Annotated in this window: 22 protein-coding genes; 7 read left to right on the top strand and 15 right to left on the bottom strand. The window is 64.1% G+C overall.

The annotated features are described in order from the left end of the window. Positions 1-20: 20 nt before the first annotated feature. Positions 21-803, bottom strand: a complete 783-nt coding sequence (locus tag ACFDR6_RS26980; RefSeq protein ID WP_375860110.1) for an enoyl-CoA hydratase/isomerase family protein — start codon at positions 801-803, stop codon at positions 21-23. A 168-nt stretch (positions 804-971) separates the two neighbouring features. Between ACFDR6_RS26980 and ACFDR6_RS26975 the strand changes: the two genes are divergently transcribed. Next, complete coding sequence (locus ACFDR6_RS26975; protein WP_375860109.1) at positions 972-2,348, top strand: caspase family protein; 1,377 nt, start codon at positions 972-974, stop codon at positions 2,346-2,348. Here the strand turns inward: ACFDR6_RS26975 and ACFDR6_RS26970 are convergent. The 5 genes from ACFDR6_RS26970 to ACFDR6_RS26950 all read right to left on the bottom strand — a co-directional run bounded on the left by ACFDR6_RS26970 (position 2,321) and on the right by ACFDR6_RS26950 (position 8,286). Then, positions 2,321-4,435, bottom strand: coding sequence for a molybdopterin oxidoreductase family protein (locus ACFDR6_RS26970; RefSeq protein ID WP_375860108.1), 2,115 nt, complete (start codon positions 4,433-4,435; stop codon positions 2,321-2,323). The two genes, ACFDR6_RS26975 and ACFDR6_RS26970, sit on opposite strands and share 28 nt — an antisense overlap. Before the next feature lie 154 nt (positions 4,436-4,589). Continuing rightward, the gene (locus tag ACFDR6_RS26965) at positions 4,590-5,396 is read right to left on the bottom strand and encodes an SDR family NAD(P)-dependent oxidoreductase (protein WP_375860107.1); all 807 of its coding nucleotides are present in this window, start codon (positions 5,394-5,396) and stop codon (positions 4,590-4,592) included. A gap of 22 nt (positions 5,397-5,418) precedes the next feature. Beyond that, on the bottom strand, positions 5,419-6,711 hold the full coding sequence (locus tag ACFDR6_RS26960; protein ID WP_212090992.1) for a TRAP transporter large permease: 1,293 nt from the start codon (positions 6,709-6,711) through the stop codon (positions 5,419-5,421). Then, positions 6,702-7,250 (bottom strand): TRAP transporter small permease, encoded by a 549-nt coding sequence (locus tag ACFDR6_RS26955; RefSeq protein WP_375860106.1) that lies wholly within the window; start codon positions 7,248-7,250, stop codon positions 6,702-6,704. The genes ACFDR6_RS26960 and ACFDR6_RS26955 overlap by 10 nt, the downstream gene beginning before the upstream one ends. 64 nt (positions 7,251-7,314) lie before the next feature. Then, positions 7,315-8,286, bottom strand: a complete 972-nt coding sequence (locus ACFDR6_RS26950; RefSeq protein ID WP_375860105.1) for a TRAP transporter substrate-binding protein — start codon at positions 8,284-8,286, stop codon at positions 7,315-7,317. A 293-nt stretch (positions 8,287-8,579) separates the two neighbouring features. Here ACFDR6_RS26950 and ACFDR6_RS26945 point away from each other — a divergent pair, with 293 nt between their 5' ends. Continuing rightward, positions 8,580-9,362 (top strand): cyclase family protein, encoded by a 783-nt coding sequence (locus ACFDR6_RS26945; RefSeq protein ID WP_375860103.1) that lies wholly within the window; start codon positions 8,580-8,582, stop codon positions 9,360-9,362. 4 nt (positions 9,363-9,366) lie between these two features. Here the strand turns inward: ACFDR6_RS26945 and ACFDR6_RS26940 are convergent, their stop codons facing one another. The 3 genes from ACFDR6_RS26940 to ACFDR6_RS26930 form a co-directional block, all read right to left on the bottom strand. Further along, the gene (locus ACFDR6_RS26940) at positions 9,367-10,095 is read right to left on the bottom strand and encodes a Crp/Fnr family transcriptional regulator (protein ID WP_212090980.1); all 729 of its coding nucleotides are present in this window, start codon (positions 10,093-10,095) and stop codon (positions 9,367-9,369) included. 274 nt (positions 10,096-10,369) lie between these two features. After that, positions 10,370-10,495, bottom strand: a complete 126-nt coding sequence (locus ACFDR6_RS26935) for a hypothetical protein (protein ID WP_283818793.1) — start codon at positions 10,493-10,495, stop codon at positions 10,370-10,372. A gap of 96 nt (positions 10,496-10,591) precedes the next feature. Further along, positions 10,592-11,305 (bottom strand): helix-turn-helix domain-containing protein, encoded by a 714-nt coding sequence (locus ACFDR6_RS26930; protein WP_212091669.1) that lies wholly within the window; start codon positions 11,303-11,305, stop codon positions 10,592-10,594. A 153-nt stretch (positions 11,306-11,458) separates the two neighbouring features. On the opposite strand from ACFDR6_RS26930, the gene ACFDR6_RS26925 reads away from it, so the two are divergent. Beyond that, on the top strand, positions 11,459-11,776 hold the full coding sequence (locus ACFDR6_RS26925; RefSeq protein ID WP_375860102.1) for a c-type cytochrome: 318 nt from the start codon (positions 11,459-11,461) through the stop codon (positions 11,774-11,776). A gap of 3 nt (positions 11,777-11,779) precedes the next feature. Here the strand turns inward: ACFDR6_RS26925 and ACFDR6_RS26920 are convergent, their stop codons facing one another. From ACFDR6_RS26920 to ACFDR6_RS26910, 3 genes are read right to left on the bottom strand one after another with little or no spacing between them, the layout of a single operon-like run. After that, positions 11,780-12,883 (bottom strand): ABC-type transport auxiliary lipoprotein family protein, encoded by a 1,104-nt coding sequence (locus ACFDR6_RS26920; RefSeq protein WP_375860101.1) that lies wholly within the window; start codon positions 12,881-12,883, stop codon positions 11,780-11,782. A gap of 3 nt (positions 12,884-12,886) precedes the next feature. Then, the gene (locus ACFDR6_RS26915) at positions 12,887-13,654 is read right to left on the bottom strand and encodes an ABC transporter ATP-binding protein (RefSeq protein ID WP_212090959.1); all 768 of its coding nucleotides are present in this window, start codon (positions 13,652-13,654) and stop codon (positions 12,887-12,889) included. Between the two features lie 2 nt (positions 13,655-13,656). Continuing rightward, a complete protein-coding gene (locus ACFDR6_RS26910) occupies positions 13,657-14,793 on the bottom strand; it encodes an ABC transporter permease (protein ID WP_375860100.1) in 1,137 nt (378 codons plus the stop codon). 175 nt (positions 14,794-14,968) lie between these two features. On the opposite strand from ACFDR6_RS26910, the gene ACFDR6_RS26905 reads away from it, so the two are divergent. Both ACFDR6_RS26905 and ACFDR6_RS26900 read left to right on the top strand, forming a co-directional pair. Then, entirely contained in the window at positions 14,969-15,244 is a 276-nt protein-coding gene (locus tag ACFDR6_RS26905; RefSeq protein WP_212091668.1) for a hypothetical protein, read from the top strand. Continuing rightward, positions 15,245-15,730, top strand: a complete 486-nt coding sequence (locus tag ACFDR6_RS26900) for a phage holin family protein (protein WP_212090941.1) — start codon at positions 15,245-15,247, stop codon at positions 15,728-15,730. 7 nt (positions 15,731-15,737) lie between these two features. Here ACFDR6_RS26900 and ACFDR6_RS26895 read toward each other — a convergent pair whose 3' ends face one another. Further along, a complete protein-coding gene (locus tag ACFDR6_RS26895) occupies positions 15,738-18,431 on the bottom strand; it encodes a bifunctional acetate--CoA ligase family protein/GNAT family N-acetyltransferase (protein ID WP_375860099.1) in 2,694 nt (897 codons plus the stop codon). 64 nt (positions 18,432-18,495) lie between these two features. Further along, complete coding sequence (locus ACFDR6_RS26890; protein WP_375860098.1) at positions 18,496-19,335, bottom strand: universal stress protein; 840 nt, start codon at positions 19,333-19,335, stop codon at positions 18,496-18,498. Between the two features lie 186 nt (positions 19,336-19,521). Between ACFDR6_RS26890 and ACFDR6_RS26885 the strand changes: the two genes are divergently transcribed. Together ACFDR6_RS26885 and ACFDR6_RS26880 are read left to right on the top strand one after the other, a co-directional pair. Beyond that, positions 19,522-21,054: a bifunctional aminoglycoside phosphotransferase/ATP-binding protein gene (locus ACFDR6_RS26885; protein ID WP_375860097.1), complete on the top strand. Its 1,533-nt coding sequence runs from the start codon at positions 19,522-19,524 to the stop codon at positions 21,052-21,054. Positions 21,055-21,079: 25 nt separating this feature from the next. Continuing rightward, positions 21,080-22,054, top strand: coding sequence for a CHAD domain-containing protein (locus tag ACFDR6_RS26880; RefSeq protein ID WP_317243206.1), 975 nt, complete (start codon positions 21,080-21,082; stop codon positions 22,052-22,054). On the opposite strand, the gene ACFDR6_RS26875 is transcribed toward ACFDR6_RS26880, so the two are convergent. Beyond that, positions 22,051-23,904 carry a PHA/PHB synthase family protein gene (locus ACFDR6_RS26875; protein ID WP_375860095.1) on the bottom strand — a complete coding sequence of 618 codons (1,854 nt, stop codon included), beginning with the start codon at positions 23,902-23,904 and terminating at the stop codon, positions 22,051-22,053. The two genes, ACFDR6_RS26880 and ACFDR6_RS26875, sit on opposite strands and share 4 nt — an antisense overlap. Between the last annotated feature and the right edge of the window lie 205 nt (positions 23,905-24,109).

Below are 24,109 nucleotides of genomic sequence, written 5' to 3'. Positions count from 1 at the left end.
TAAACTCCGCTCTCGTGCAGCTACCGCCCCGTCCAGACCGGCTTCCGCTTCTCGCTGAACGCCTTCAAGCCCTCCTTGGCGTCCTCGGTCATCGCAAGCAGCGCGATCTGGCTTTCGGTATAGGCGATGCTCTCGTCGAACGACATCGAGGCGATGGCGCGCATGGCATATTTGCCGCGGCGGATCGCGGTCGGCGATTTATCGACGATGCGGCCGATCAGCCAGTCGACCTTGGCATCGAGCTCCGCCGCAGGCACGACGTAGTTGAGGAGGCCCGCGGCCTGCGCGGCCCTGGCGTCGAACGGCTCGCCCGTCAGCGCCCATTCGTTGACGAGGCGCGGCGGCGCGATGTTCTGCAACAGGCTCAGCACCTGCATCGGGAACACGCCGACCTTCACCTCCGGCAGGCCGAAGATGACGTGATCGGCCGCGACCGCCATGTCGGTCATGCACAAAAGGCCCATGCCGCCGGCCATGCAGACGCCGCCGACCCGCGCAATCGCCGGTTTTGTGGCGTTCTGTGACAAACGTAACAGATCGGCATAGTCGACATTTGGTTTGGAATGATCCATCGCGAAAGCCGCGCCGGAATTCTGCAAGTCGGCGCCCGCGCAAAACGCCTTGTCGCCCGCGCCCGTCAGCACGATGACGCGGACGTCCTTGTCGTCGTGCGCGTCGCGATAGCCTTTGGTGATGCCGGCGATGACCTCGCCGTTCAACGCGTTGCGTTTCTCCGGCCGGTTGATGGTGATCCAGAACGCCTGGCCGCGCTTCTCAGTGATGATTGCATTGGTGTCGGTCATGGTGGGTTCGCTTCCTTGTGTTCCGTTTTGCGGCCATTTGCGGCAGGACGGCCGGCGCGCGCAAGGGCAATCTGCAACGCCATGTCACCATAGCGTGTGGGCACAAATTCGCACGGCGATTGAATTAGCGGTGACGGCCGCTATCCTGGCTGGAGATTTTGATCACCGATGAGCCATTTCATGCGCGCCGCGATGACGATGTTGCTGGCAGGCCTGCTCGCGCTGAGCGCAGGATCCGCAAGCCACGCGGCCGACGCCGCCAAGCTCGCGCTGGTGATCGGCAACGCAAGATACCCCGACAACGAAGCGGTGCTGAGCGAGGTCGCCAACGATGTCCAGGACGTCGCCGAGGAATTGAAGCGCGGCGGCTTCGTCGTCGATCGCCAGAGCAATCTCACGGCCGACGCCATGCGGCAGGTGCTGGATCGCTTCTATGCCCGCATCGAACGCGGCGCCGTGGCGTTGATCTTCTTCGACGGTTTTGCCATCCAGTCCAACCGGCAGACCTACCTGCTTCCGGTCGACGCGCAGATCTGGACCGAGCCGGATGTGGCGCGCGACGGCTTCAGCCTCGACACCATTCTCGCCGAGATGAACACGCGCGGCGCTGCGATCAAGATCGCGTTGATCGATGCCTCACGCCGCAACCCGTTCGAACGGCGCTTCCGCCGCTATTCGGCGGGCCTTGCGCCGGCGATCGCGCCGAGCAATTCGCTCGTGCTCTACTCCGCAGCGCTCGGCGCGGTCGCCGCCGGGGGCAAGGCCGATCACGGCCTGTTCGTCGCCGAGTTGCTCCGCGAGATGCGCGCGCCGAATATCAGCGCCGAGCAGGCTTTGACCAACACCAAGAACGGCGTGGTCGCCGCCACCAAACGGGAACAGGTGCCGTGGCTGTCATCCTCGCTGACCACGGAATTCTCGTTCGCAGGTTCGGTGGCGCAGCCGGCCGACAACAAGGCCGCCGAGCCGGCGAAGCCGGAGCCGCAGAAGCCGGTCTGCGACGCGCCGCAACCAGAGCCTGCTCCGAACGCCGGCGATCTCGCCAGGGATCCGGTCATCGCCGATCTCAGCCGCAAGATCGCAGCGAACGTCAATGACGTCGCCTCGCGATACAAGCGCGGCCAGGTCTATGCGATCAAGCGCGCCTACGCGCTCGCCATCCAGGATTTCGACGTCGTGATCCGCAAGGATCCCAGGGATGGCGAGGCGCTCAACAACCGCTGCTGGACACGCGCTGCCACCGGCGATCTGCAGGGCGCGCTGGCCGACTGCAATCTGGCGCTCCAGATCAATCCCGGATTGAGCGATGCGCTCGACAGCCGCGGGCTCGTCAACCTCAAGCTCGGCCGGACCAATGAGGCGATCAAGGACTACAACGACGCGATCCAGCGCAACCCGCGCTCGTCGTCGTCGCTGTTCGGCCGCGGCATCGCCACGCGCAAGAGCGGCGGCGACGGTGCCATCGATATCGCTCAGGCGAAGTCGATGAACCCTGATATCGCGAAGGAGTTCGCGGGCTATGGCGTCACGGAGTGCGTGCCCTGAGCTGCAGAGGCTTTCCTGATCCAGACCTTGTTGTCATGGAATGCGGCCCCGCCGATCGGCGCGACGGCTTCGGCTCCCGTCAGCATGTTGATGCCACGCCCGCCGATATGGTTCTTGTTGGGATGAACGGATTCCGCGATCAGGACCCCGCGCCGCACGCCGTCGAACAGCGTCGCAACCAGCGTGGTCTCGCCACGGGTATTGCCGAGCGTCACCGCATCGCCGTTGGCAATGTCGAGCGCGGCCGCATCCAGCGGATGGATCATCACACTCGCCTTGCCCTCGCGCGCCTGCGAGGACGGCGTCTCGTTGAAGGTGGTGTTGAGGAAGCTGCGCGAGGGGCTGGTCGCTAGCCGGAACGGATGGGCCTGGTCGGAATGCTCGATCACCGCCCAATGGTCCGGCAGATCAGGCATCTTGTCGAAATCGCCCATGGTCACGCCGAACGGCGGATGCGCCCAGTCCGCCCTGAAATGGAATTTCCCGTCGGCATGGGCAAAGCCATCGAGATAATGCGAGGTGCGGAAGTCCGGCTGCAGGTCGCGCCAGAGGTCGGCCTCGAGGCCGGCAATGTCGCCGTGATTGCTGAGCTTCAGCGTCGCGTCGATCAATTCGCGCGGCGTCATCTCGAAGCCCCGATGTCTGGCACCGAGCCGCGGCGCCAGTCCCTGCAGCACCTGATGGTTGGAGCGGCATTCGCCGGGTGGGTCGATCAGCTTCGGCCCGACCGAGATATGTTGATGGCCGCCGCCGTAATAGAGATCGTCGTGTTCCATGAACATGGTCGCCGGCAGCACGATGTCCGCCATCAGCGCCGTCTCGGTCATGAACTGCTCATGCACTGCGACGAACAGGTCCTCGCGCGCAAAACCCTCGCGCACCAGCGCCTGCTCCGGCGCCACCGTCATCGGGTTGGTGTTCTGGATCAGCATCGCCTTGACCGGGCCCTTGCCGCGCAGGGCTTCGGCATCGCCGGTGAGGATGCGACCAATCTTGGACTGGTCGAGCGCGCGCACATTTGGGTCGATGGCATCGTGGCCTTCGATGATGGATTCGTTGAAATGCCACAGGGCGTAATTGTTGAAGAAGGCGCCGCCGCCTTCATGCTGCCAGGCGCCGGTCACCGCGGGAATGCAATTGGCCGCGTGCATCTGCGTGGCGCCATTGCGGCTGCGCGTGAAGCCGTAGCCGAAGCGGAAGAAGGTGCGCTTGGTCTCGCCAACCGCTTTCGCAAACGCTTCGATTTCCGCCACCGGGACGCCGCAAATCGCAGACGCCCATTCCGGTGTGCGCGTCTTCAGGTGCGCCTCGAGCTCGGCAGGGCAATCGGTGTATTCGTCCATATAGGCGCGGTCGGCATAGCCGTCGCGGAACAGGACGTGCATGACGCCGCAGGCAAAGGCACCGTCGGTGCCGGGCCGCAGGATGATCTTGATATCAGCCTGCTTCATGGTCTCGTTGTCGTAGATGTCGACCGCGGCAATCTTCGCGCCGCGCTCCTTGCGGGCGCGGGAGGCGTGCGTCATCACGTTGACCTGGGTGTTGACCGGATTGGTGCCCCAGATCACGACGAGGTCGGAGAGCGCCATCTCGCGCGGATCGACGCCGGCGATCTTGCCGGTGCCGATGGCATAGCCGATGCGCGCGACATTGGCGCAGATGGTCTGATAGAAGCGGGAGTATTTTTTGACGTGCGTGAGACGGTTGAGGCCGTCGCGCATCACCAGGCCCATCGTGCCGGCATAGTAATAGGGCCAGATCGATTCTGCGCCGAACTCGCGCTCGGCTGCATTGAAGCGATGGCCGATCTCGTCCAGCGCCTCGTCCCAGGAGATCCGCACGAATTGACCTGAACCCTTCGGCCCGGTGCGGCGCATCGGAAACATCACCCGCTCGGGGTGATGAATGCGCTCGGCGTAGCGCGCGACCTTCGCGCAGACGACGCCGGCCGTATAGGTCTGCTGCTTCGAACCACGGACGCGGCCGATGCTGCGGCCGTCGACCACCTCGACATCGAGAGCGCATGCCGAGGGGCAATCATGCGGGCAGGTCGAATGGCGGATTTCGATCTTGGCGTGCTGGTTCATGGCAGATTGGTAACACCAAAATACCAGCCAGCCGAGCGCATTTATCCGGCACTGCCATGCGATTTGCTCAAGCCGTGCCCGTTGCAAGGTCTTGTCGCAACTGCGAAATGCGGCCGGAACACCGAAGAGGCGCGGCTTTCGTGCGCCGATCGACCTATTTGTGCAGCTGGGTGAGACCGGTCGGCGGGCCGTCGACCGCGGTCCAGCCGCCATCGACGAACAGCGTGCTGCCGCTGACATAGCTCGCGGCATCCGAGGCAAGATAGGCCACGGCGGTGGCGACCTCATCGGCGCTGCTCCAGCGGTTGAACACGGTGTGGCCGGCGTAGAGATTGTAGATGTCGGGGCGCTGCTTGAAAGGGCCAGTCAGCGCGGTCTCGGCGATGCTCGGCGCGATCGCGTTGACGCGCACACCGACGTGGCCGACCTCGGAGGCAAAGCCCTTGACCAGCAGGCCGATGGCGGCCTTGGTCGAGCCGTAGACACCAAGGCCCGGCTCGATGGTCACCGCGCGCACCGAGGAGCAGGCGATGATGCTGCCGCCCTTCTGCTCGACCATGATGCGGCCGAACGCCTGGAAGAACCAGACGGTGCCTTTGACGTTCAGGTTGAGGACGCGGTCGAGATCCTCCTCGGTGTAGTCGAGGATGGTCTTGCGGATGTTGAGCCCGGGCGTCGTCACGGCGATGTCGAGCCGCGGAAATTTCTGCATCACGATTCTGGCGAGCGTGTTGACGTCCGCAGCGCTTGCGGCGTCGCACGCCGCTGCTTCCGCCCAGCCGCCCTTGTCGCGAATACCTGCGGCCGTCGCTTCCGCGGCCTCGAGCGCGCGATCCGCGCAGACGACACGGGCCCCTAACCCGGCGAGGGCCTCGGCCGACGACTTGCCGATGCCGGATGCGCCACCGAGGACGACTGCCGTCTTGCCGGTGAGATCGAAGAGCTTGCGATAGTCCGTCACTGATAGTGTCTCCCTGGTGCTGCTAGCCCTTGTAGCCCATCAACAGGCGAGGCAGCCACAGCGAGAATGCAGGGACGTAGGTCACGAACATCAGTGCTGCGATCAGCGCGGCATAGAACGGCAGGATGGTGCGCATCACCGCGCCCACCGAAATGCCGCCGATGGCGCAGCCCACGAACTGCGTGGTTCCGACCGGCGGGGTGTTGAGTCCAAGCGCGCAGTTGATCAGCATCAGCATGCCGAACTGCACCGGGTCCATGCCCGCCTTCATCGCGATCGGCAGAAAGATCGGAGTGCAGATCAGAATGGTCGCCGCCATGTCCATGAACGTGCCGAGCACGAACAGGATGACGTTGATGAGCAGGAAGATGACCCAGGGTTGCGTCGACACCTTGCTCATCATCTCGCCGGCCAGGTCGGCCACCTCGTAGAGTCCCATCAGGTACTGGAACATGGTGGAGACCCCGATCAGCAGCAGCACCACGCCCGTCGTCTTCACGGCCTTGGCCGCGGCACGCAGGAAGTTGCCCCAGGTCATGGTGCGATAGATGAAGAAGGTCAGCAGGATCGTATAGGTGACCGCGATGGCCGCAGATTCAGTTGCCGTGAAGACGCCGGACAGGATGCCGGCCAGAATGATGCCGACGATCAGAAGACCCGGCAGCGCGGCCGCGAGCGAGCGGAACACCTCGGCCCAGCCCGGGAACTTGCCGGCCGGATAGCCGCGCTTCACCGCGACAGCGTAGGCGGCCACGAGCATGCAGACCATCAGCACGATCGCCGGCAGGAGGCCGGCGGCGATCAGCGCGCCGATCGAGACCTTGCCGCCGGCGGCCAGGGCATAGATGATCATGTTGTGGCTGGTCGGCATCAAGGCTCCGACCAGCGAGGCGTGGGTGGTGACGTTGACGGCGTAGTCGGTGTCGAAACCCTCTTTCTTCATCATCGGGATCATCACCGCGCCCATGGCGGACACGTCGGCCACGGGCGATCCGGAGACGCCGCCGAACAGCGTGCAGGCGACCACATTCGACATGCCGAGCCCGCCGCGGATGTGCCCGACGAGGTTCTTGGCGAGCTGCACGATCTTGTCGGCAACACCGCCATGCAGCATCAGCTCGCCGCTGAACACGAAGAACGGAATGGCAAGGAAGGAGAAGATGTTCATCCCCGACATCATCTGCTGGAAGATGACCGCGACGGGCAGGCCTTCGTAGAGAATAGTGCAGATCGCCGAGAGGCCGATGGCGAAGGCGACGGGAACGCCAAGAACGAGGAAGCCGAAGAAGGTGGCGCCGAGGATCATCAGTTCCATGAGGGGACGACCTCTTCGCCGCGCAAGAGAGCCATGATGTGCTCGATGGAAAAGGAAACGATCAGGAGACCGGAGGCGATGAGCGGCACGTAGCGGATCACCTCGGGCAGGCCGAGATTGGGGATCTTCACGGTGCCGACCGAAGACCCGAGGATCCAGCCGTTATAGGCCATCGCAATGCCGAACACGGCCACCAGGACGTGGATCACGAGCTCGATCTTCTCCCGCATGTGATCCGGAAGCATGACCAGCAGACTATCCATGCCGATGTGTCCGGCATCGCGCACGCCGACCGCGGCGCCGATCAGCGTGACATAGAGGATCAGAACCAGTGCAAGGTTCTCCGTCCAGGTCGGGCTGGAATTGAGGACGTAGCGCCCGAACACCTGATAGAACACGATGGTGACGATGACGAGCAGGCCGGCCACGGACAGATACATGCCGGTGCGAGCAATCGGAGCGTTGATCCGTGACAGCAAGCCGGTGGACGGTCGTCCGACCGCCTCATGCTCATGATCTGCGACGTGTGGGTCTGTCATCCCGCGCCTCCCCGCCTGGGTCCGGTGTCGCGGGTCGGCGACTCCGGACCCGACGCCGTTGTGCTTACTTCGAGTCCTGGATGCGCTTGACGAGGCCCTGCAGCTTCTCGTCGCCGGCGAACTTCTGGTACACCGGCTTCATCGCATCGACGAACTCCTGCTTGTTGGCGATCGTCACGACCTGGACGCCAGCCGCCTCGACCGTCTTGCGCGAGGCCTGCTCACGCTCGTCCCAGAGCTTGCGCATGACGGGCACCGATTCCTTGGCTGCCTTGCGGACCATCCCCTGGTCTTCCTTGCTCAGCGTGTCCCACACCTTCTTCGACATCACGAGAACTTCGGGCGCCAGGGAGTGCTCGGTGATGTTGTAGAACTTGGCGGCCTCGAAGTGGCGCGAGGACTCATAGGAGGGCCAGTTGTTCTCGGCAGCGTCGACAAGCCCGGTCTTGAGCGCGGTATAGACTTCGCCATATGGCATCGGCGTCGGATTGGCACCGAGGCTCTGGATCATGCCGACCCACAGGTCGGATTGCTGGACGCGGATCTTCAGACCCTTGAGGTCGGCGAGGGACTTGACCGGTGCCTTGACGGTGTAGATGGAGCGGGCGCCGCTGTCGTAATAGGCAAGGCCGACCAGGCCGGCGGGCGCCATCGCCGCCAGGATCTCGTCGCCGATCGGCCCGTCGAGGACGGTGCGCATGTGCTGCGTGTCGCGGAACACGAAGGGCAGGCACAGCGCGATGGTCTCGGGCACGAAATTGTTCAGCGGCGAGGCGTTGATCCGCATCATATCGAGCGCGCCGATCTTGAGTTGCTCGATGGTGTCCTTTTCGGAGCCCAGGGCACCGTTCGGAAACACCTTGACGCCGAGCTTGCCGCCGCTCGCCGCCGCGAGCTGCTTGCCCATGAACTTGACGGCCTCGACGGTCGGATAGTCTGCCGGATGGACGTCGGCCGAGCGGAAATCGCGTGCGGTCGCCAAAGGCGCCGAGAGCGCCAGCGCAACGGCTGTGATGATACCGGTGAGTGTCTTCATCTGGGCTTTCCTCCGGGGTTGATTATATCGTTGTCGGGCAGGCTGCGGGCCGCCTTGGGTCGCTCCACTTCAGGCGTGAAGTCAAGCACCAAGTCGTCCCTAGGGCGGACGGCATTCTCTGTCCAAACCAATTCCAGCATCGATCAATGCAAGAGTTGCATCGATCTTTTTCTGAGGCAATTCGCTTTATGGCGGGTACGGCCGGTGGCCGTCGTCGCCGCCAACTGACTTGACGCCGGCAACAGGGGCCCCTCAAAATATTCGAAACAGCGGACCATGTTGAGGGAATGCCCATGCCGCGGAAGCTGATCGATATCTCGGTGCCGCTGCGAAACGACGTGACGGCCGATCCGCCGGGCAACCATCCGACGATCCAGTATATCGATCACCAGCAAGGCCTGCCCCGGATGCTGCAGTTCTTCGATGGTCTCGAGGCGCAGGATCTGCCGGACGGACAGGGCTGGGCCGTCGAACAGGTCTCGCTTTCGACCCATAACGGCACGCATCTCGATGCACCCTGGCATTTCCATCCGACAATGAACCGTGGCGAGCGGTCATGGACCATCGACGAAGTCCCGCTGGAATGGTGCTTTCAGCCCGGCGTGAAGCTCGACTTCCGGCATCTGCCCGACGGCTATGTGGCGAGCGCCGACGACGTCGAGAACGAACTGAAGCGCATCGGACACACCCTGTCGCCGCTGGAGATCGTCGTCGTCAACACCAGCGCCGGGACCAAATTCGGCCAAGCCGAATACGTCAATTCCGGCTGCGGCATGGGTTATGCAGCCACCATGTACCTGCTCGAACGCGGCGTTCGCCTGACCGGCACCGACGGCTGGAGCTGGGACGCGCCGTTCGTCTACACCGCGAGGAAATACGCCGAGACAAAGGATGCCGGCCTGATCTGGGAAGGCCACAAGGCCGGACGGCACATCGGCTATTGCCATCTCGAGAAGCTGCACAATCTCGATCAACTGCCCTCGACCGGGTTCACGGTCTCATGCTTCCCGGTGAAGATCGAACGCGCCTCCGCGGGCTGGACCCGCGCGGTCGCCATCATCGACGATCAGGCCTGAGGCATCACTCGCCGTTGAGGCCGCTCTCGGCGAGTTCGCGCAGCGCATCCGTATCCAGCACGACGATGGCGCCGTGCTCGAGGCGAACCCAGTTGCGGCCGGCCCATGCGCGCAATTGCTTGTTGATGCTCTCGCGCGTCATTCCCACCATCTCGCTGATCTCCTGCTGCGTGATGGCCAGTGTGCCGCTGCCGGAGTCGAACTTGCGCTCCTCCGTGAGACCGAGCAGCGCGCTGGCGAGCCGCCCCGGCAGGTTCTGGAGAATGACCTGCTCGACCTGCTGGCTGGTCCAGCGCAGCCGCGCACAGAGCAGCTCGATGAACTTCATCGCCAGAGCCGGCTGGCTTTTCACGAACGGCAGGAAGTCCCGGCGGTCGATGATATAGAGCTCGCAATTGGTGTTGGCGGTGGCGTCGGCGGACCTGGGCGCGCCGTCGAGCACCGCGATCTCGCCGAAGATTTCCCCGGGACCGATCAGATTGAGAATGGCGTTCCGCCCATCTGGCGACGAGGAGGAGATCTTCACGGTCCCCGAGATCACCGCGAACAGATTGTTGCCTGGATCGCCCTTGGCGGCGATCGTCGCTCCGCGCTTCACGGTGGTGTGCTTGGCGTAGCGGCAGAGTTGATCGAGAGCCTCCGGCTCCAGATCCGCGAAGATCGGGTGCTTGCGCAGGACCGATAGTTTGTTGCCCGCCGACTGTCGGGGGTCGCCGGTCTTGTCCTGAGGCACGCCGCGGGGCTCCTAAGACTACGAGGCACTGAGGTTCCTGCGTAGTCAACGTTATCAGGCTTTTCAACCGGAAAGCACGCGCGCGGTTTGAGGCAAATGCCGCGAAAAAGCCGCGGTCATGCCGGAAGTCCACATCCGAAGGATGCGTCGATGCGTTTTAATTGATGCAGAGTTGCAGGCCGCGCAAGGCGCGATTGCGTTGAGACGCTGGCGAAAGCCAGCCGGGCGAGCGTCGGCCGCTGGCTCGTCTGAGCGGACGAAGACCTCAGGCGCTTCAGCGCTTGGAATCCGGATCGAGCCGGCCGGCGCTGGTTTGCCGGTCCGCCCAAGCCAGAGCTGCGGCGAATGCGACGAAGATCGCGACGACGACAATGGACATCAGCAATGCGTCAGCGGGCATCATGCTCCTCCCTGATGGTTTGCGCCATTATTTGCCGCGGCCGGCCGGCGTCATTGATTGAGATCAAAAAAGGATCAGGGCGCCGCGGACGGACCGTCAGGCTGCGGCCAGCGCTTCGGCGCGCGCAGGATCGAGCAGGCTGATGCCGCCGTGAATGATCTCGATCACGCCGTGACGCTCCAGCTTGGTGAAGGTGCGACTGACGGTTTCGATGGTCAGGCCGAGATAGTCGGCGATGTCCTGACGGCTCATCGGAAGCGGGACCGTATCGGACAGCCCATTGTGCGCGACCAACCGTCCACGCCAGCCGAGCAGAAAGGCTGCGACTTTCTCGTCGGCGGAGCGGCGGCCGAGCAGGACCATATGGTCGCGCGCTTGGCTCAACTCGCGAACGGCCAGCTCGTTGATCCGCCTGAGCAGCTGCGGCCGGTCTTCGATGAAGCGGCCGAACGGCGCTTTGCCGAACTGGCACACGGTGACCGCGCCGATCGCATCGGCAGAAAAATTGTGCCGGCCGGACAAATTCATCCCCAGGAAATCGCCGGGCAAAGCAAAGCCCACGATCTGCCGCCGGCCGTCGGGCAGCAGCTTGTACAGACGCATGACGCCTTCGAGAACGTTGTAGAACGAACTGGTGATGTCCTCCTCGGAGAACACGGTCTCGCCGGAGCCAAAATGAACGCGGCGTCCCAGATGTTCGAACTCCCTGAGCTCGGCCGCATCCAGCGACGAACAAACCGCTGCTCCTCGCACGGCGCAATCGTCGCAGAAGTGCCCGCTCGGCTCAATCGTGACCACGGAAGGCTTCATCCACCGCTCCTCGCGTCGATCCAGCTCCGCCCCCGGCCGAGCCCGCCACGCATCTGCATTTTACTGCACTGCGCCAAAGCCAGTTGACTCAGATCAAATTCGGGTGGCATCCCCGTCTTATTCTGCATCCAGCGTTCGACAGGATCACTTTCCATGCTGCAAGGCGCCCTGCGTCACGGCCTGATTGGGCTGCTTCTGATTACGCCTGCGCTGGCGGCCCCCACCGCTGAACAGCGCGGCAAGGCCTTTGCGCGGGCCAACTGCGCACGCTGTCACGCGATCGACCGCGATTCCCGCAGTCCGCTCGAGGACGCGCCGCCGCTGCGCACCCTGCATCGGCTCTATCCGATAGAGACCCTCGGTGAGGCGCTGGCCGAGGGGATTAACACCGGTCACGCCGACATGCCCGCCTTCGAGCTCAGTCCAGACCAGATCCACGACCTTCTGTCCTACCTGAAGACGCTGCAATAGGCGTCACACCGCCTGCACGGTCCAGCCGATCAGCTCCTTGGCGATGCGAGCAAAGGCCGCGTCGAAGGCGGCGACTGAGGCGGCCGGCTCGACCTTGTCGAGCTTTTCGCTGGTCTCGACCAGGCGCGAGGCGACCACCTTGCCGTTCTTGTCGACGATCCGCGCCGACACTCCGATCTCGACCCGTGGCTCACCCTCCGTGGCAATCCGAAAGCGCCGAATGTCGATCAGGAGCTGATAATCCGCCTGGCCGAGGTCGGACGTGCGCAGCGGGGCGTGAGCGATGTCGTAATTCTCGAAGCTGTCGATCAGGCGCGCCTGGAACAATTTCGGAATGCTGTCGGACCAGAGGAAGTCCGCAAAGCCCGGTCTGTCCCCGGCGGGCGCGAACAGCATGCGCTGGGTCTGCAGCATTGCGACCGCGCTCGGCTCGGGAATGGCCAGCGACGCCGTGAGCGTCTTGCCGGCCGGACCGAGGTTCTGCGGCGAGTGCAGGTCGTAGGTGACCTTCTGCGCAGGCGTACCGCCGCCGGCCATCTTCTCCAGGCCCGCCAGAATGCCGTCGATCTTGCCGGTGTTGCGCGCCAGCCCATCGGAGAACGTCTTCAGATTGGCTATCGTGTCCTTCAGCGGGCCGGAATTGTCCTCGAGGACGGTGTCGACCCGCCGCAGGGCATCGCGCGCGGCCTGGGTCATGCTTTGACCGGCGCCGGCCTCGGCGATCAGGGTCAGGGGCTCGCCGGACTTGGCCATGATCACACCGCCTTCCAGCGTCACCACCGGCACGCCGGTCAGACCCTGGAATTCGAGACCGACCTTGGTGTCGGAACGCACCGGAGTGGCGGTGGCAACCGAGATCGTCGCGTTGACGAAGCGCGGGTTGTCAGGCGCGAGCCCGAGCTGGGTCACCTCCCCGACACGAATACCATTGAACAGCACGCCGGCGCCGACCAGAAGTCCCGGGACCGGCCCCTGGAATTGCACGTGGTAGTTCGTGCGCGGCCCGATGCCGCCGGTGTTGTTCAGCCAATAGACGAAGCCGAACACCGCGAGGATCGCGGCCAGCACGAAACTGCCGATCAGCACGTAGGGAGCGCGGGTTTCCATGTCTCATCTCATCTCGTGTTGCAGCATCTGCGAGCGCTTGCCGTGGAAATAGGCCCGCACCCAGGGATGCTCGGATTGCAGCAATTCGCGCATCGGGCCGATCGCCACGATCTTGCCGTCGGCGAGCGCGGCGACGCGGTCGCAGACCGTGGTCAGGCTCGCAAGGTCGTGAGTGACCATGAACACGGTCAGCCCCAGCGTCTTCTGCAGCGTCTTGATCAGCGCGTCGAAATCGCCCGCGGCGATCGGATCGAGGCCGGATGTCGGCTCATCGAGGAACAGGATCGGCGGATCGAGCGCGAGCGCGCGCGCCAGTGCCACGCGCTTGGTCATGCCGCCGGACAGCTCCGCCGGATATTTGTCCGCGTCCTGGGCGCGCAAGCCCACCATTTCGAGCTTGGCGATCGCAATCTCGTCCATCAGCTCCTGCGACAGGACGAGATTTTCACGCAAGGGAAACTGGACGTTCTGGCGGACCGTCAGCGAGGAGAACAGCGCGCCCTGCTGAAATAGGATGCCCCATGTCGTGGCTGCGCCGCGGCCGTGACCACCGGTGGGTTGTCCCATGACTTCGATGGCCCCGCCCTGGCGCGGAATGAGGCCAATGATGGTCCGCATCAGCACCGATTTGCCGCCGCCGGACGCCCCCACCAGCCCCAGGATTTCGCCCCGGCGGACGTCGAGCGACAGATGGTCGAGCACGATCTGGCGGCCGAAGCCGACCACGAGGTCGCGAACGCGGATCGCGAACTGGTCTTGCGGTGCATCCATCGTCACATTCCGATCGACGCGAAGAAGATCGCGAACAGGCCGTCGAGCACGATCACCAGGAAGATCGACTTCACCACCGACGTCGTGGTCTGCCGTCCGAGCGACTCCGCGCTGCCCTTGACGCGCAATCCCTCGCTGCAGGCCACGATCCCGATCACCAGCGCCATGAACGGCGCCTTCAGGATGCCCACCTCGAAATGTGTGACTGTGATGGCCTCGTGCAGCCGCGCGATGTAGATCGCCGGCCCCATGTCGCCATAGAACTGCGCGACGAGACCGCCGCCATAGAGCGCGGCAATCGATCCGATGAAGGTGAGAATCGGCAGCGCAATGATGAGGGCCAGAACGCGCGGCAGGATCAGGACTTCGACGGGATCGAGCCCCATGGTCGAGAGCGCGTCGATCTCCTCGCGCATCTTCATCGAGCCGAGCTCGGCGGTGTAGGCGCTTCCCGACCGGCCGGCGACCATGATGGCGACGATCAGCACGCCGAGCTCACGCAGCACCAGGATGCCGACCATGTCGACGGTGTAGGACTCCGCGCCGAATCTGCGGAAATGGAAGAAGCCCTGCTGGGCGATGATGGCGCCGATCAGGAAGGTGATCAGCGCGACGATGGGAATCGCCTGCCACCCGATGCGGTAGAGCTGATACACCAGCGACGTCAGCCGCAGCGAACGCGGCCGTCGCAGCACACCGATCACCGCCATGAACAATGCGCCGAGCATCTGGAGGAAGATCGTGACGTCTTCCCGCGCGCCAACCGTAGATTTTCCGAAATCGCCAAGCCTCGCCAGCAGCGGATTGGGCGCAGCCGTCGGCGCCGGCGTATTGCGGTTGACCTGACGTACCTCGTCCATCAGCCCACTGAAATGATCGGCGACACCGACGAACTCGGTCGATCTGCCGGATGACGAAGCCCTGCGAGACAGCTTTTCCAGGATCCAGGCACCGAGCGTATCGAGCGCGCTGACGCCCGACATGTCCATGGTGACGACGCGCGACCGATCGACGTCGGGTCCCACCGACCGCGACAACGTCTCGAGTGTGACCACATTCGCGGCGGTCCAGGGCCCTTCGGGACGCAAGTTCAGCACGTCGCCGGACGGCGTTGCGAGCAACAGCGGTTCGTGGTTCACGCGTTCCACCTCATCGGGGCAATTGGCCCCCAGTCAGACAGCATTTCTAGGCCAGCATATGGCCGCCGGCTTGACCTGTCTCAAGACCCGGACCACGCCGCGGATTGACGCAAATCAAGCGCGATCACGCGCGCGGGTCCTAGGCTTGCTTACGTTCAATGGGGATATCAAGTCCATGTTCAACAGTGACGGGATGAGCGAAGAACTGCGGGCGCTGAAGGTCGATGTCACACGCTTGCTGAGCACCGCCGGCGAAGAGATGTTCGAGAGCTCGAAGGATCGCGCCGAGGCGCTCGCCGATCAGATCCGGGCCGCGCTCACCGAACTCGGCGAGACCGTCGACGACGAGCAGGAGCAGCTTCAGGGGCTCATCGCGGAGCGCCCGATCACATCGCTCGCCTCCGCGTTCGCACTCGGCGTGATTGTCGGCTTCATGCTGAGGAGACACTAAGTGAATACCGAGAATGTGGTCAAACATCTGCGCGCGCTGTGGCGCACCGACCGGATCATCGCGGACATCAGGCTGCGCCATCTGTTGATCGGCCTCGGCCTGCGCGCCTTTGCGGCGCTGATCGCGGCGTTCGGGCTTCTGATGTTGGAGCTGTCTGCCTATTTCGCACTGGTCCAGATCTGGAGTGCGATTGCCGCGGCGGCCATCCTCGGCGCCGTCAACTTTGCCATTGCGGCTGTTCTGTTCGCGATCGCCGGCCGCGCTCCGTCAGGGCGTGACCTCGAACTTGCCAGCGAAATTCACGACACCTCCATCGAGGCTCTCCAGCTCGAAGCGCGAGCCCTCCAGGCCCAGGTGTCGGGTGCCGTGCATCATCCGCTCAGCACGATCGTGCCTGTGCTGGTGCCGCTGATCGCGATCATCGTCAAGAACTTGCGCACAACGGCCAGGAAGTCTGCCGCAACGTCGACTGAAGCGGGCTCCTAGAGCGCGCTCAGAGCTTCAGCTTGACGTCGCAGATATCTGGCTCGGCGGAATCCGGCTTGACCTCGAAGCCGAGGTCCCGGCACATTTCGAGCATTACGATGTTCTCCTTGAGCACGTCGCCCGATATGACCTTCAGACCTTCCGACTTGGCGTAGTCGATGATCAGCTGCATGAGGGCCCAGCCGAGCCCCCTGCCCTTGAGATCGGATCGCAGCAGGATCGCGTATTCGCCGCTCTCGTAGATCGAGTCCGAATGGAGCCGGACCACGCCGACCATTTCGCCGGTGGCCTCGTCGAATGCAATGAAGGCCATCGCGCGTGCATAGTCGAGCTGGGTGAGGCGTGCGATGAATTCGTGGGTAAACTCCTTCATCGGCGCGAAGAAACGCAGGCGAAGGTCGTGCGCCGTGACGTGGCGCAGGAATTCGTGGATCGTCGGCTCGTCCTCGGGACGCATCGGCCGCACGAAGATGCGCCAGTCGTCCTTGACCTTGAGGCGGCGCTCCCATTGCGACGGATAGGCGCGAACGGCGAAATTGGCCGGGCCGGAGCCGACAAACTTCCGTTGCGGCGGCCCGACCGCGACGCGGGCATCCACCGCGGTCACGCCGGTTTCGTCCGCCAGCAGCGGGTTGATGTCGAATTCGCGGATCTCGGGAATGTCGGCCGCCATCTGCGCGAGCTTGACCAGCACCATGGCGACGGCATCTGGCTTCACCGCCGGCACGTCCCGATAAGCGGGCAGCAACCGCGACACGCGGGTGCGGTCGATCAGGTCGCGGGCCAGTTGCAAATCGAGCGGCGGCAGCGCAAGCGCCTTGTCGTTGATGATCTCGACCGCGGTTCCGCCACGGCCGAAGACGACCACGGTGCCGAAAGTCGGATCGTCGGCGAGGCCCAGGATGAGTTCGCGCGCCTTCGCCTTGACGACCATCGCCTGGACGATCACGCCGCCAATGCGGGCCTCGGGCCGCAGCTTTCTCGCCCGGGCGAGAATGTCGGACGTGGCCGCTCGCACGGCCTCCGGCGTCGTCAGATTGAGAACGACACCGCCGACATCGGATTTGTGGATGATGTCCCGCGACATGATCTTCAGCACCACGGTGCCGCCCTGTGCAAAGATCTCCTTTGCGTAGCTCACCGCCTGCTCGACATCGGCTGCCGCATAGGTCGGCACCATCGCGATGTCGTAGGCTTCGAGCAGATTCTTGATCTCGACAGGCTCGAGCCATTCGCGGCCGTCCGCAATCGCGGCGATGACGATCTGCCTCGCTTCCCGGGCGTCCGGAACGAACGTATCAGGCATCGCGGGAGGAACCTGGCTCAGCTCCTCTACCACTTCGCGGTGTCGGACCAGATGCATGAAGCCGCGCACGGCGTCGTCTTCGGTCGGGTAGTTCGGCATACCGGCGCCGGAAAGCGCCTGAATGATGTGCTGATCGGCTCCAACCCAGGCCGCCAATACGGGCTTCGCCCAGCGACGATGCTCCTCGCGATATTTGCCGACAAGGTCCATCACGGTCGTCGCGATGTCGGCCGCCGAGGCAATCGCCGTTTGCACGTTGAGGACCAGGACCGCATCATTGTCGCGATCGGCCAGCAGCACCTCCAAAGCCGCCGCGTAGCGCGAGGCGTCGGCGTCGCCCACGATATCGACGGGATTTGCCCCGGACCAGGTCGGCGGCAGGACCGCGTCGAGCGTCTTGCGCGCCTCAGCCGAGATGGTCGCCGGGATTCCGCCGAGCTCGACCAATCGATCGACGGCGAGGACACCGATCCCGCCACCGTTGGTCAGAATAGCGAGACGCTTCCCCGCGGGCGATTCGACTCGGCCGAGTGTCTCGGCGCAATCGAACAGCTCACGCAGATCGGAGACCCGCACCACACCCGCCCGGCGGAACGCCGCGTCATACACGGCGTCGGCGCCGGCGAGCGCGCCGGTATGCGTGGCCGCCGCCTTCGCGCCCTGCGCCATGCGGCCGGACTTCACCACGACGACGGGCTTCACGCGCGCGGCGGCACGCGCCGCCGACATGAATTTGCGCGCATCCTTGATGGACTCGATGTAGAGAAGGATCGCGCGCGTCTTGTGATCCATCGCGAAATAGTCGAGCAGATCGGCAATATCGACGTCGATCTGATCGCCGATTGAGACGATGCCGGAGAAGCCGACGCCGCGCTGCGCAGCCCAGTCCACCATGCCGGCAGCGATCGCGCCCGATTGCGAGATCAGCGCGAGGCTGCCCGCCCCCGGCATATGCGCCGCAAAGCTGGCATTGAGGCTGACCCCCGGCATCATGATGCCGAGACAGTTCGGTCCGATCAGCCGCATGCCGTATTTGCGGGCCGCGGTGATCGCAGCCTCGTACAGAGATCCCGGTCCATGGCCAAGCCCGGCCGAAACGATCAATGCGCCCGCCGAGCCGCGACGCCCGGCCTGGTCGATGATGGCGGGAATCTCGCGCGACGGCGCCGTGATGACCACGAGCTCGGGCACGAAGTCCAACCGCTCCAGACTCTTCACCGAGGCGACGCCGCCGATTTCGGCATGGCGCGGATTGACGAGGCCGAACCGGCCCTTGAATTCGGCCTTGTGAATGTTCTCCAGGACAGCGCGTCCGACGGAGGCTGGACGGGCGCTCGCGCCGACGAGCGCGACTGAACGCGGCGCCAGCAGATGGTTCAGACGATAGGTTGACATGAAAGCAAGCGAGCCCGGTCAGCGACGGTTCGATGGTTGACGATCAGGCTGGAGAGTAACGAGCCTAGTGTGAGATCATAACCCAGCATGGTGGCTGGCCAATGACGGTCTTTGTCACACCGCCCCACACGATCTCGTTCAAGCGCGAATGATGATAAGCGCCCATCACGATCGCATCCATTCCATGGGAATTCGCCCAGTTTCCCAAGATCTTGCCGATCGACCTGCCGCTGCCTTTGGCCGTTTCGAAGGAGGCGTGGACGCCGTGTTCCCTCAGATGATCGACGAGAGCGGCTCCGGATTGCACGACCGCTTCGGTCTTGTCATCCGTAACCGTCACCACGCGGACCGAGGCGGCCACCTGCAGGAGCGGCAGTGCATCGCCGACCGCCCGCGCCGCACGTGCGGAGTGATCCCAGGCGATCATGACGTTCTCGAATTCCGGCCGAAGTTCGTCCGCGTGATGTTCCGGACAGAGCAGAAGCGGTCGGCCGGATTCGAACAGGAAGGTTTCGACAATGGTCTCCGTTCGACTGTCGTGCGGCTTCACCGGAACCAGTGTGAGATCGCTGAAACGGGCGTGTTCCGCCAGGATCGCCGGAATCTGGTCCGCCGGCGCCTTGCCCGTTCGGCTCCGGGCGCGAATATTGGCGCAGGACGCCGCATTGGTGAATGCGTTCAGGAGCCGTTGCGCGTCGCTCGCCTCGCGCGAAATGCCGGCCTCCGCGGCCTCGCGATCGTAGGGCAGCATCACCTTCGACCGCTCGTCAACCTCTTCCTCAAGCGCCAGCGCGGTGATCCTGGCACCGAGGTCGGCGGCGACGGCCACGCACTTCTCTATCGCAGCCAAGGATGGCCCGCGCGGCTGACCGACAAGCGGCAGAAAGACATCCTTGATGGGCATCGGATTCTCCTTGGCCCGCCACAATAAGCCGGCTTTCATCGAGACGCTTGATCCTCGTCAAGCCAAGGGAACTCGGTCCGGTGGTTCGCGGCGGGCGTTGATCGACGTCAAGGACTGGCCGCGATCCGCTCGTAGGGATTTGATCGTCGGGCGGACCGCCTCCCGACGCATCTGGATGTGCCAGACATGACAGACGATTCTGCGACCCAGGACCGGATCTTCGTGGCGCTCACCAATTCCGCTGAGCATCCGAACGTCAAGCGGATCGACACGCATGCGGCTTCGGTCCTTCTCGACGGCAGGCGTGCGCTGAAGATCAAGCGCGCCGTGCAGTTTCCGTTCCTCGATTATTCGACGCTCGAGAAGCGGAAGGCAGCCTGCGAAGAGGAGATCCGGATCAACCGGCCGCTGGCGCCGCAGATATACCATCGCGTCGTCGCGATCACCGAGGAGCCGGACGGATCGTTCAAGGTCGACGGCCCCGGCCGTCCGGTCGAGTATGCGGTCGACATGTCGCGCTTCGACGAAAACCGCACGCTGGATCATCTGGCAAGGGCTGGCCCGCTGGATGCCGCTCTTGCGTCGGCCGCTGCTGACGCGATCGTAGATTCGCACGCCGCGGCGGCCCGCGCCGGGAGCGAGGCATGGATCTCCTCCATCCCGGCCCTGATCGACGGCAACAGTCACGGCCTGCGAGCCGGCGGCCATTTCGACGCGGGAGACATCGAAAAGCTCGGCAAGGCCTCGCACGAGGCATTTCTGCGCGTTCGTCCCCTGCTCGAGGAGCGCGGCCGGAAGGGCTTCGTGCGCCGCTGCCATGGCGATCTGCATCTCGCAAACATCGTTCTGATCGAGGACCGCCCAGTGCTGTTCGACGCCATCGAGTTCGATGCGCAGATGGCAACCGTCGACGTGCTCTACGATCTCGCATTCACGCTGATGGACCTGCTGCACCACGATCAGCCAGGTGCGGCCAACATCGTCCTGAACCGCTATCTCGCAGCGACGCCGGCCGACAATCTCGATGCGCTCTCGGCCCTGCCGCTTTTCATGTCCGTCCGGGCAGCGATCCGCGCACAAGTGGCCCTGGCGCGGCTGAAGCCGGCGCATCCCGATGACCCCGGCATCCTTGGCGAGGCAAGACGCTATTTTGACCTCGCGGGGGCGCTGATCCATCCCGCCGCACCGCGCCTGATTGCGGTCGGCGGCCTGTCGGGCACCGGCAAGACGGTTCTGGCGCAAGCGCTCGCACCCGTCGTCGCGCCGTCCCCCGGGGCCGTCGTGCTGCGCAGCGACCTCGTTCGCAAGCAGATGTTCGGGGTCGAGGATACGCACCGCCTTCCGCCCTCCGCTTACACGCCGGAACACGCGGCGCGCGTCTACGATACGCTGGCTCAGCGCGCCCGGAGGGTGCTGGCGCAAGGCCATTCGGCGATCATCGACGGCGTGTTCGCCCGCGAGGACGAACGGGACGCGATCGCCGCGCTGGCACGCGAGCGCAACGTGCCGCTGAACGGCCTGTTCCTCGTTGCCGATCTCGCGACCCGGCAGATGCGGATCGGAAGCCGCCGGGGAGACGCATCCGACGCCACGGAAGAGGTTGCCGCGCTGCAGGAGCAATATAGTATCGGCCATGTTGGCTGGGCGACCATCGATGCATCCGGGACACAGGAGCAAACGCTCCAGAGCTGTCGGGACGCGATCGCTGAGGGGCAATAGGGCAAGCTGATTGACGCGGGCAAGGATGTCGCGACCCACCAAGAGCTCGACGGCGGCCAAGCATGCCAAGCCGGCGACGCGGCGCAATGCCCTGCCCGCGCGCCTCAGCCCCGGCATGGCCTGCGACACCGCCTTCCGGATCATCGCGCGCCGTCACCTCGACGCCGTCCTCGCTCAGCATGACGGCACCTGCCGCGGCGATCCCGACGCGCTGCACCAGATCCGAATCGCATTGACACACCTGCGCACCGCCATCCGCTTCTTCTCCCCGATGGTCGACGACGCTGTGCGCCCGAATGTCTGGGCCGAGCTGAAATGGCTCAACGGCCAGCTCGGCATGGTGCGGGACCTCGACGTGGCGATCGAGCGGGTCGTCGCTGAGAGTGGCGACGAGCTTGCCGTGATCGCCGAGCTTCAGCACTGGGACGAAAAGCGCGCCGAGAGCCACCGCCAGCTGGCGCGCGCGCTGCAATCCGCGCGCTATCGCCGCCTTGTCGAGCAGACCTCGACCTGGATCGAGAGAGGCCCCTGGTCGACCCGGCGCAGCAAGGAAGCCATCCGATTGCGCCGTTGCACGCTCGCTGACCAGGCGACGGAGCGGCTGACCGAATGGGAAACGACGCTGCTCAAGAAAGCGCGAAAGCTCCGCAAGCTCGACGTCGAAAAACGCCACAAACTACGCCTTCTCAACAAGCGGATGACCTATTCGATCGAGTCGCTCCAGGACCTGTTCGCCGGAGAATCGCTGACGAAACAGAAGTCCATCCTCAAGAAGTTGCGCAAGGCGCAACGATCGCTCGGACAATTGAACGACGATGCGCGGGGACAAACGCTGGCGGCGTCGTTGAACGGCGCCGGCCTCGATGCGAGCAATCGCTTCCTCAATCGCAAGCGGGAAAAGAAGCTGTTGCGGACGGCGTCGGCGGCCTATCGGAAGCTGAACAAGACCAAGCCCTTCCGCTCCTCGGAGCTCGCGCCGAGCTCCGAGCCGGAGGTCTAGGTGTGAACGTAGTCCCCCGGCGCATCGGGCAGGCTGGGCGAATCTCCAATTCCGATCTGCGGTGGATCGCAAGGCGCGCCGGAGCGCGCCGCCAGCCATTTGGCCCATTCCGGCCACCACGACCCTTCAACGTGCGGAGCCAGCTTCAGCCATTCCTCCGCGCCGACATAGGGCGCATCAGCGGCTTTGGTCAGCACCTGATAGCTATGGCCGGGCTCCTCGGGAGGCGCAACCACACCGGCATTGTGACCGCCGCTGGTCAACAGGAACGTCACGTCTGCATCGACCTGATAGTGGATCTTGTAGACGGATCGCCATGGCGCCACGTGATCGGCGAGCGTGCCGACCACGAACATCGGAGCGTGAATATCGGAGAGCGAAATGCTCCTGCCTCCGACCTGATATCGCCCCCCGGCGAGATCGTTGTCGAGGAACAGTTTTCGTAGATATTCCGAGTGCATGCGATAGGGCAGCCGCGTTGCGTCCGCGTTCCATGCCATCAGATCGCTCGGTGGCGCGCCCTCGCCCATCAGATAGTCGTGTGACAGACGCGACCAGATCAACTCGTTGGAGCGCAGCAGCTGGAAGGCGCCGGCCATCTGCGTCGTGTCGAGATAGCCATGCTGCCACATCATGTCTTCGAGAAAAGCGACCTGGCTCTCGTTGATGAAGAGCGTCAGCTCTCCCGCCTCGGTGAAGTCAGTCTGGGCGGCAAGGAGAGTGACGGTACCGAGGCGGTTATCGCCGTCACGCTCCATTGCAGCGGCGGCGATCGACAGCAATGTGCCACCCAGACAATAGCCGAGCGCATGGATCTTCCGCCCCGGCATGACCAGGCCGATCATGTCCAGCGCCGCCATGACGCCCAGCCTGCGATAATCGTCGAAGGCGAGATCACGATCCCTCGCATCCGGATTGCGCCAAGAGATCGCAAACACGGTGAAACCTTGACCGGTCAGATATCCGACCAGCGAGTTCTGCGGCGAAAGATCGAGGATGTAGTATTTCATGATCCAGGCCGGCACGATCAGGATCGGCTCGGGTCGGACCTGCGCGGTGGTCGGAGAGTACTGAATCAGCTCGATCAGTTCGTTGCGGTAGACGACCTTGCCGGGCGACGCGGCCACCGTCTTGCCGACCACAAACTGCGCGTCATCCGCCAACCTCGCGTTGGAGAGCAGGCGCATCAGGTCGCTGCACCAATTCTGCCATCCGAAGACGAAATTTTCGCCGCCACTCTGGAACGCCTTCTCCAGCACCTTCGGATTGGTCGCCGCGAAATTCGACGGCGCCAGCATGTCGAGCATCTGCCGCATCGAGAACTCCACGATGGCTTCGTTGGTGTGCGAGACGCCTCGCACGCCGATCGCGGCATCGCGCCACCAGCGCTCTCCGAGCAGAAATGCCTGAGCCAGCAGATTGAACGGTGGGACCTCCCATTGCGGTCCACTGAAGCGGCGATCCCGGCCCTGCGGCTGGATCACCGACCACGGCTTCTGTCCCGGTGACGCCGTGTGCGCGACCGCTTCCACGAGCCTGCCGGTGTCGCGCACAGCGTTGCGGAAAATCTCCATCTGACGTTGTGGCGCCGCAGCGAGATGCGCCCCCCAATCGAGCCAGGCGAGCGACAGGGCAAGCGGCGAAATTCCGCCGGTGACCCGCGCCAGCATCGCATGGAACGCACGGTCGAGAGGGTATGGCTCTGACGCAGACAGAGGATCGGCGGCGGCCGCCATTCCTGCAAGCTTTTCGGGGCTCACGGTCGAGACTGCGCGACCCGCGGCGGGATCGACGGAGAGAGCCTGCGCCGCCGTTTCTTCGGTCCGGGGAAATATCTGGACGACGCTCATAGCTGAATGCTTCCTGTCGGCTCTGTTCTAATTCCACAGGATATGGCCCCGCTTCGCATCGGGGTTGAGCTGCATCAAATCCGGGCGCTTGTCGCAGTTGCTTAATCAGGATGGGCGGGCTTCGTCCGATTGACCTGCGTCAAACCGCGCCCGGATGCTCCAGCTAGTTTTCGCGCATCGAAATTCGACAAGCCAGCGGAGTTGT

The sequence above is a fragment of the Bradyrhizobium tunisiense genome (assembly GCF_042263385.1).
GTDB classification, from domain to species: domain Bacteria; phylum Pseudomonadota; class Alphaproteobacteria; order Rhizobiales; family Xanthobacteraceae; genus Bradyrhizobium; species Bradyrhizobium tunisiense.
The sequence above is the reverse complement of the archived record's forward strand: the minus strand, read 5'-3'. Positions and strand labels throughout refer to the sequence as shown.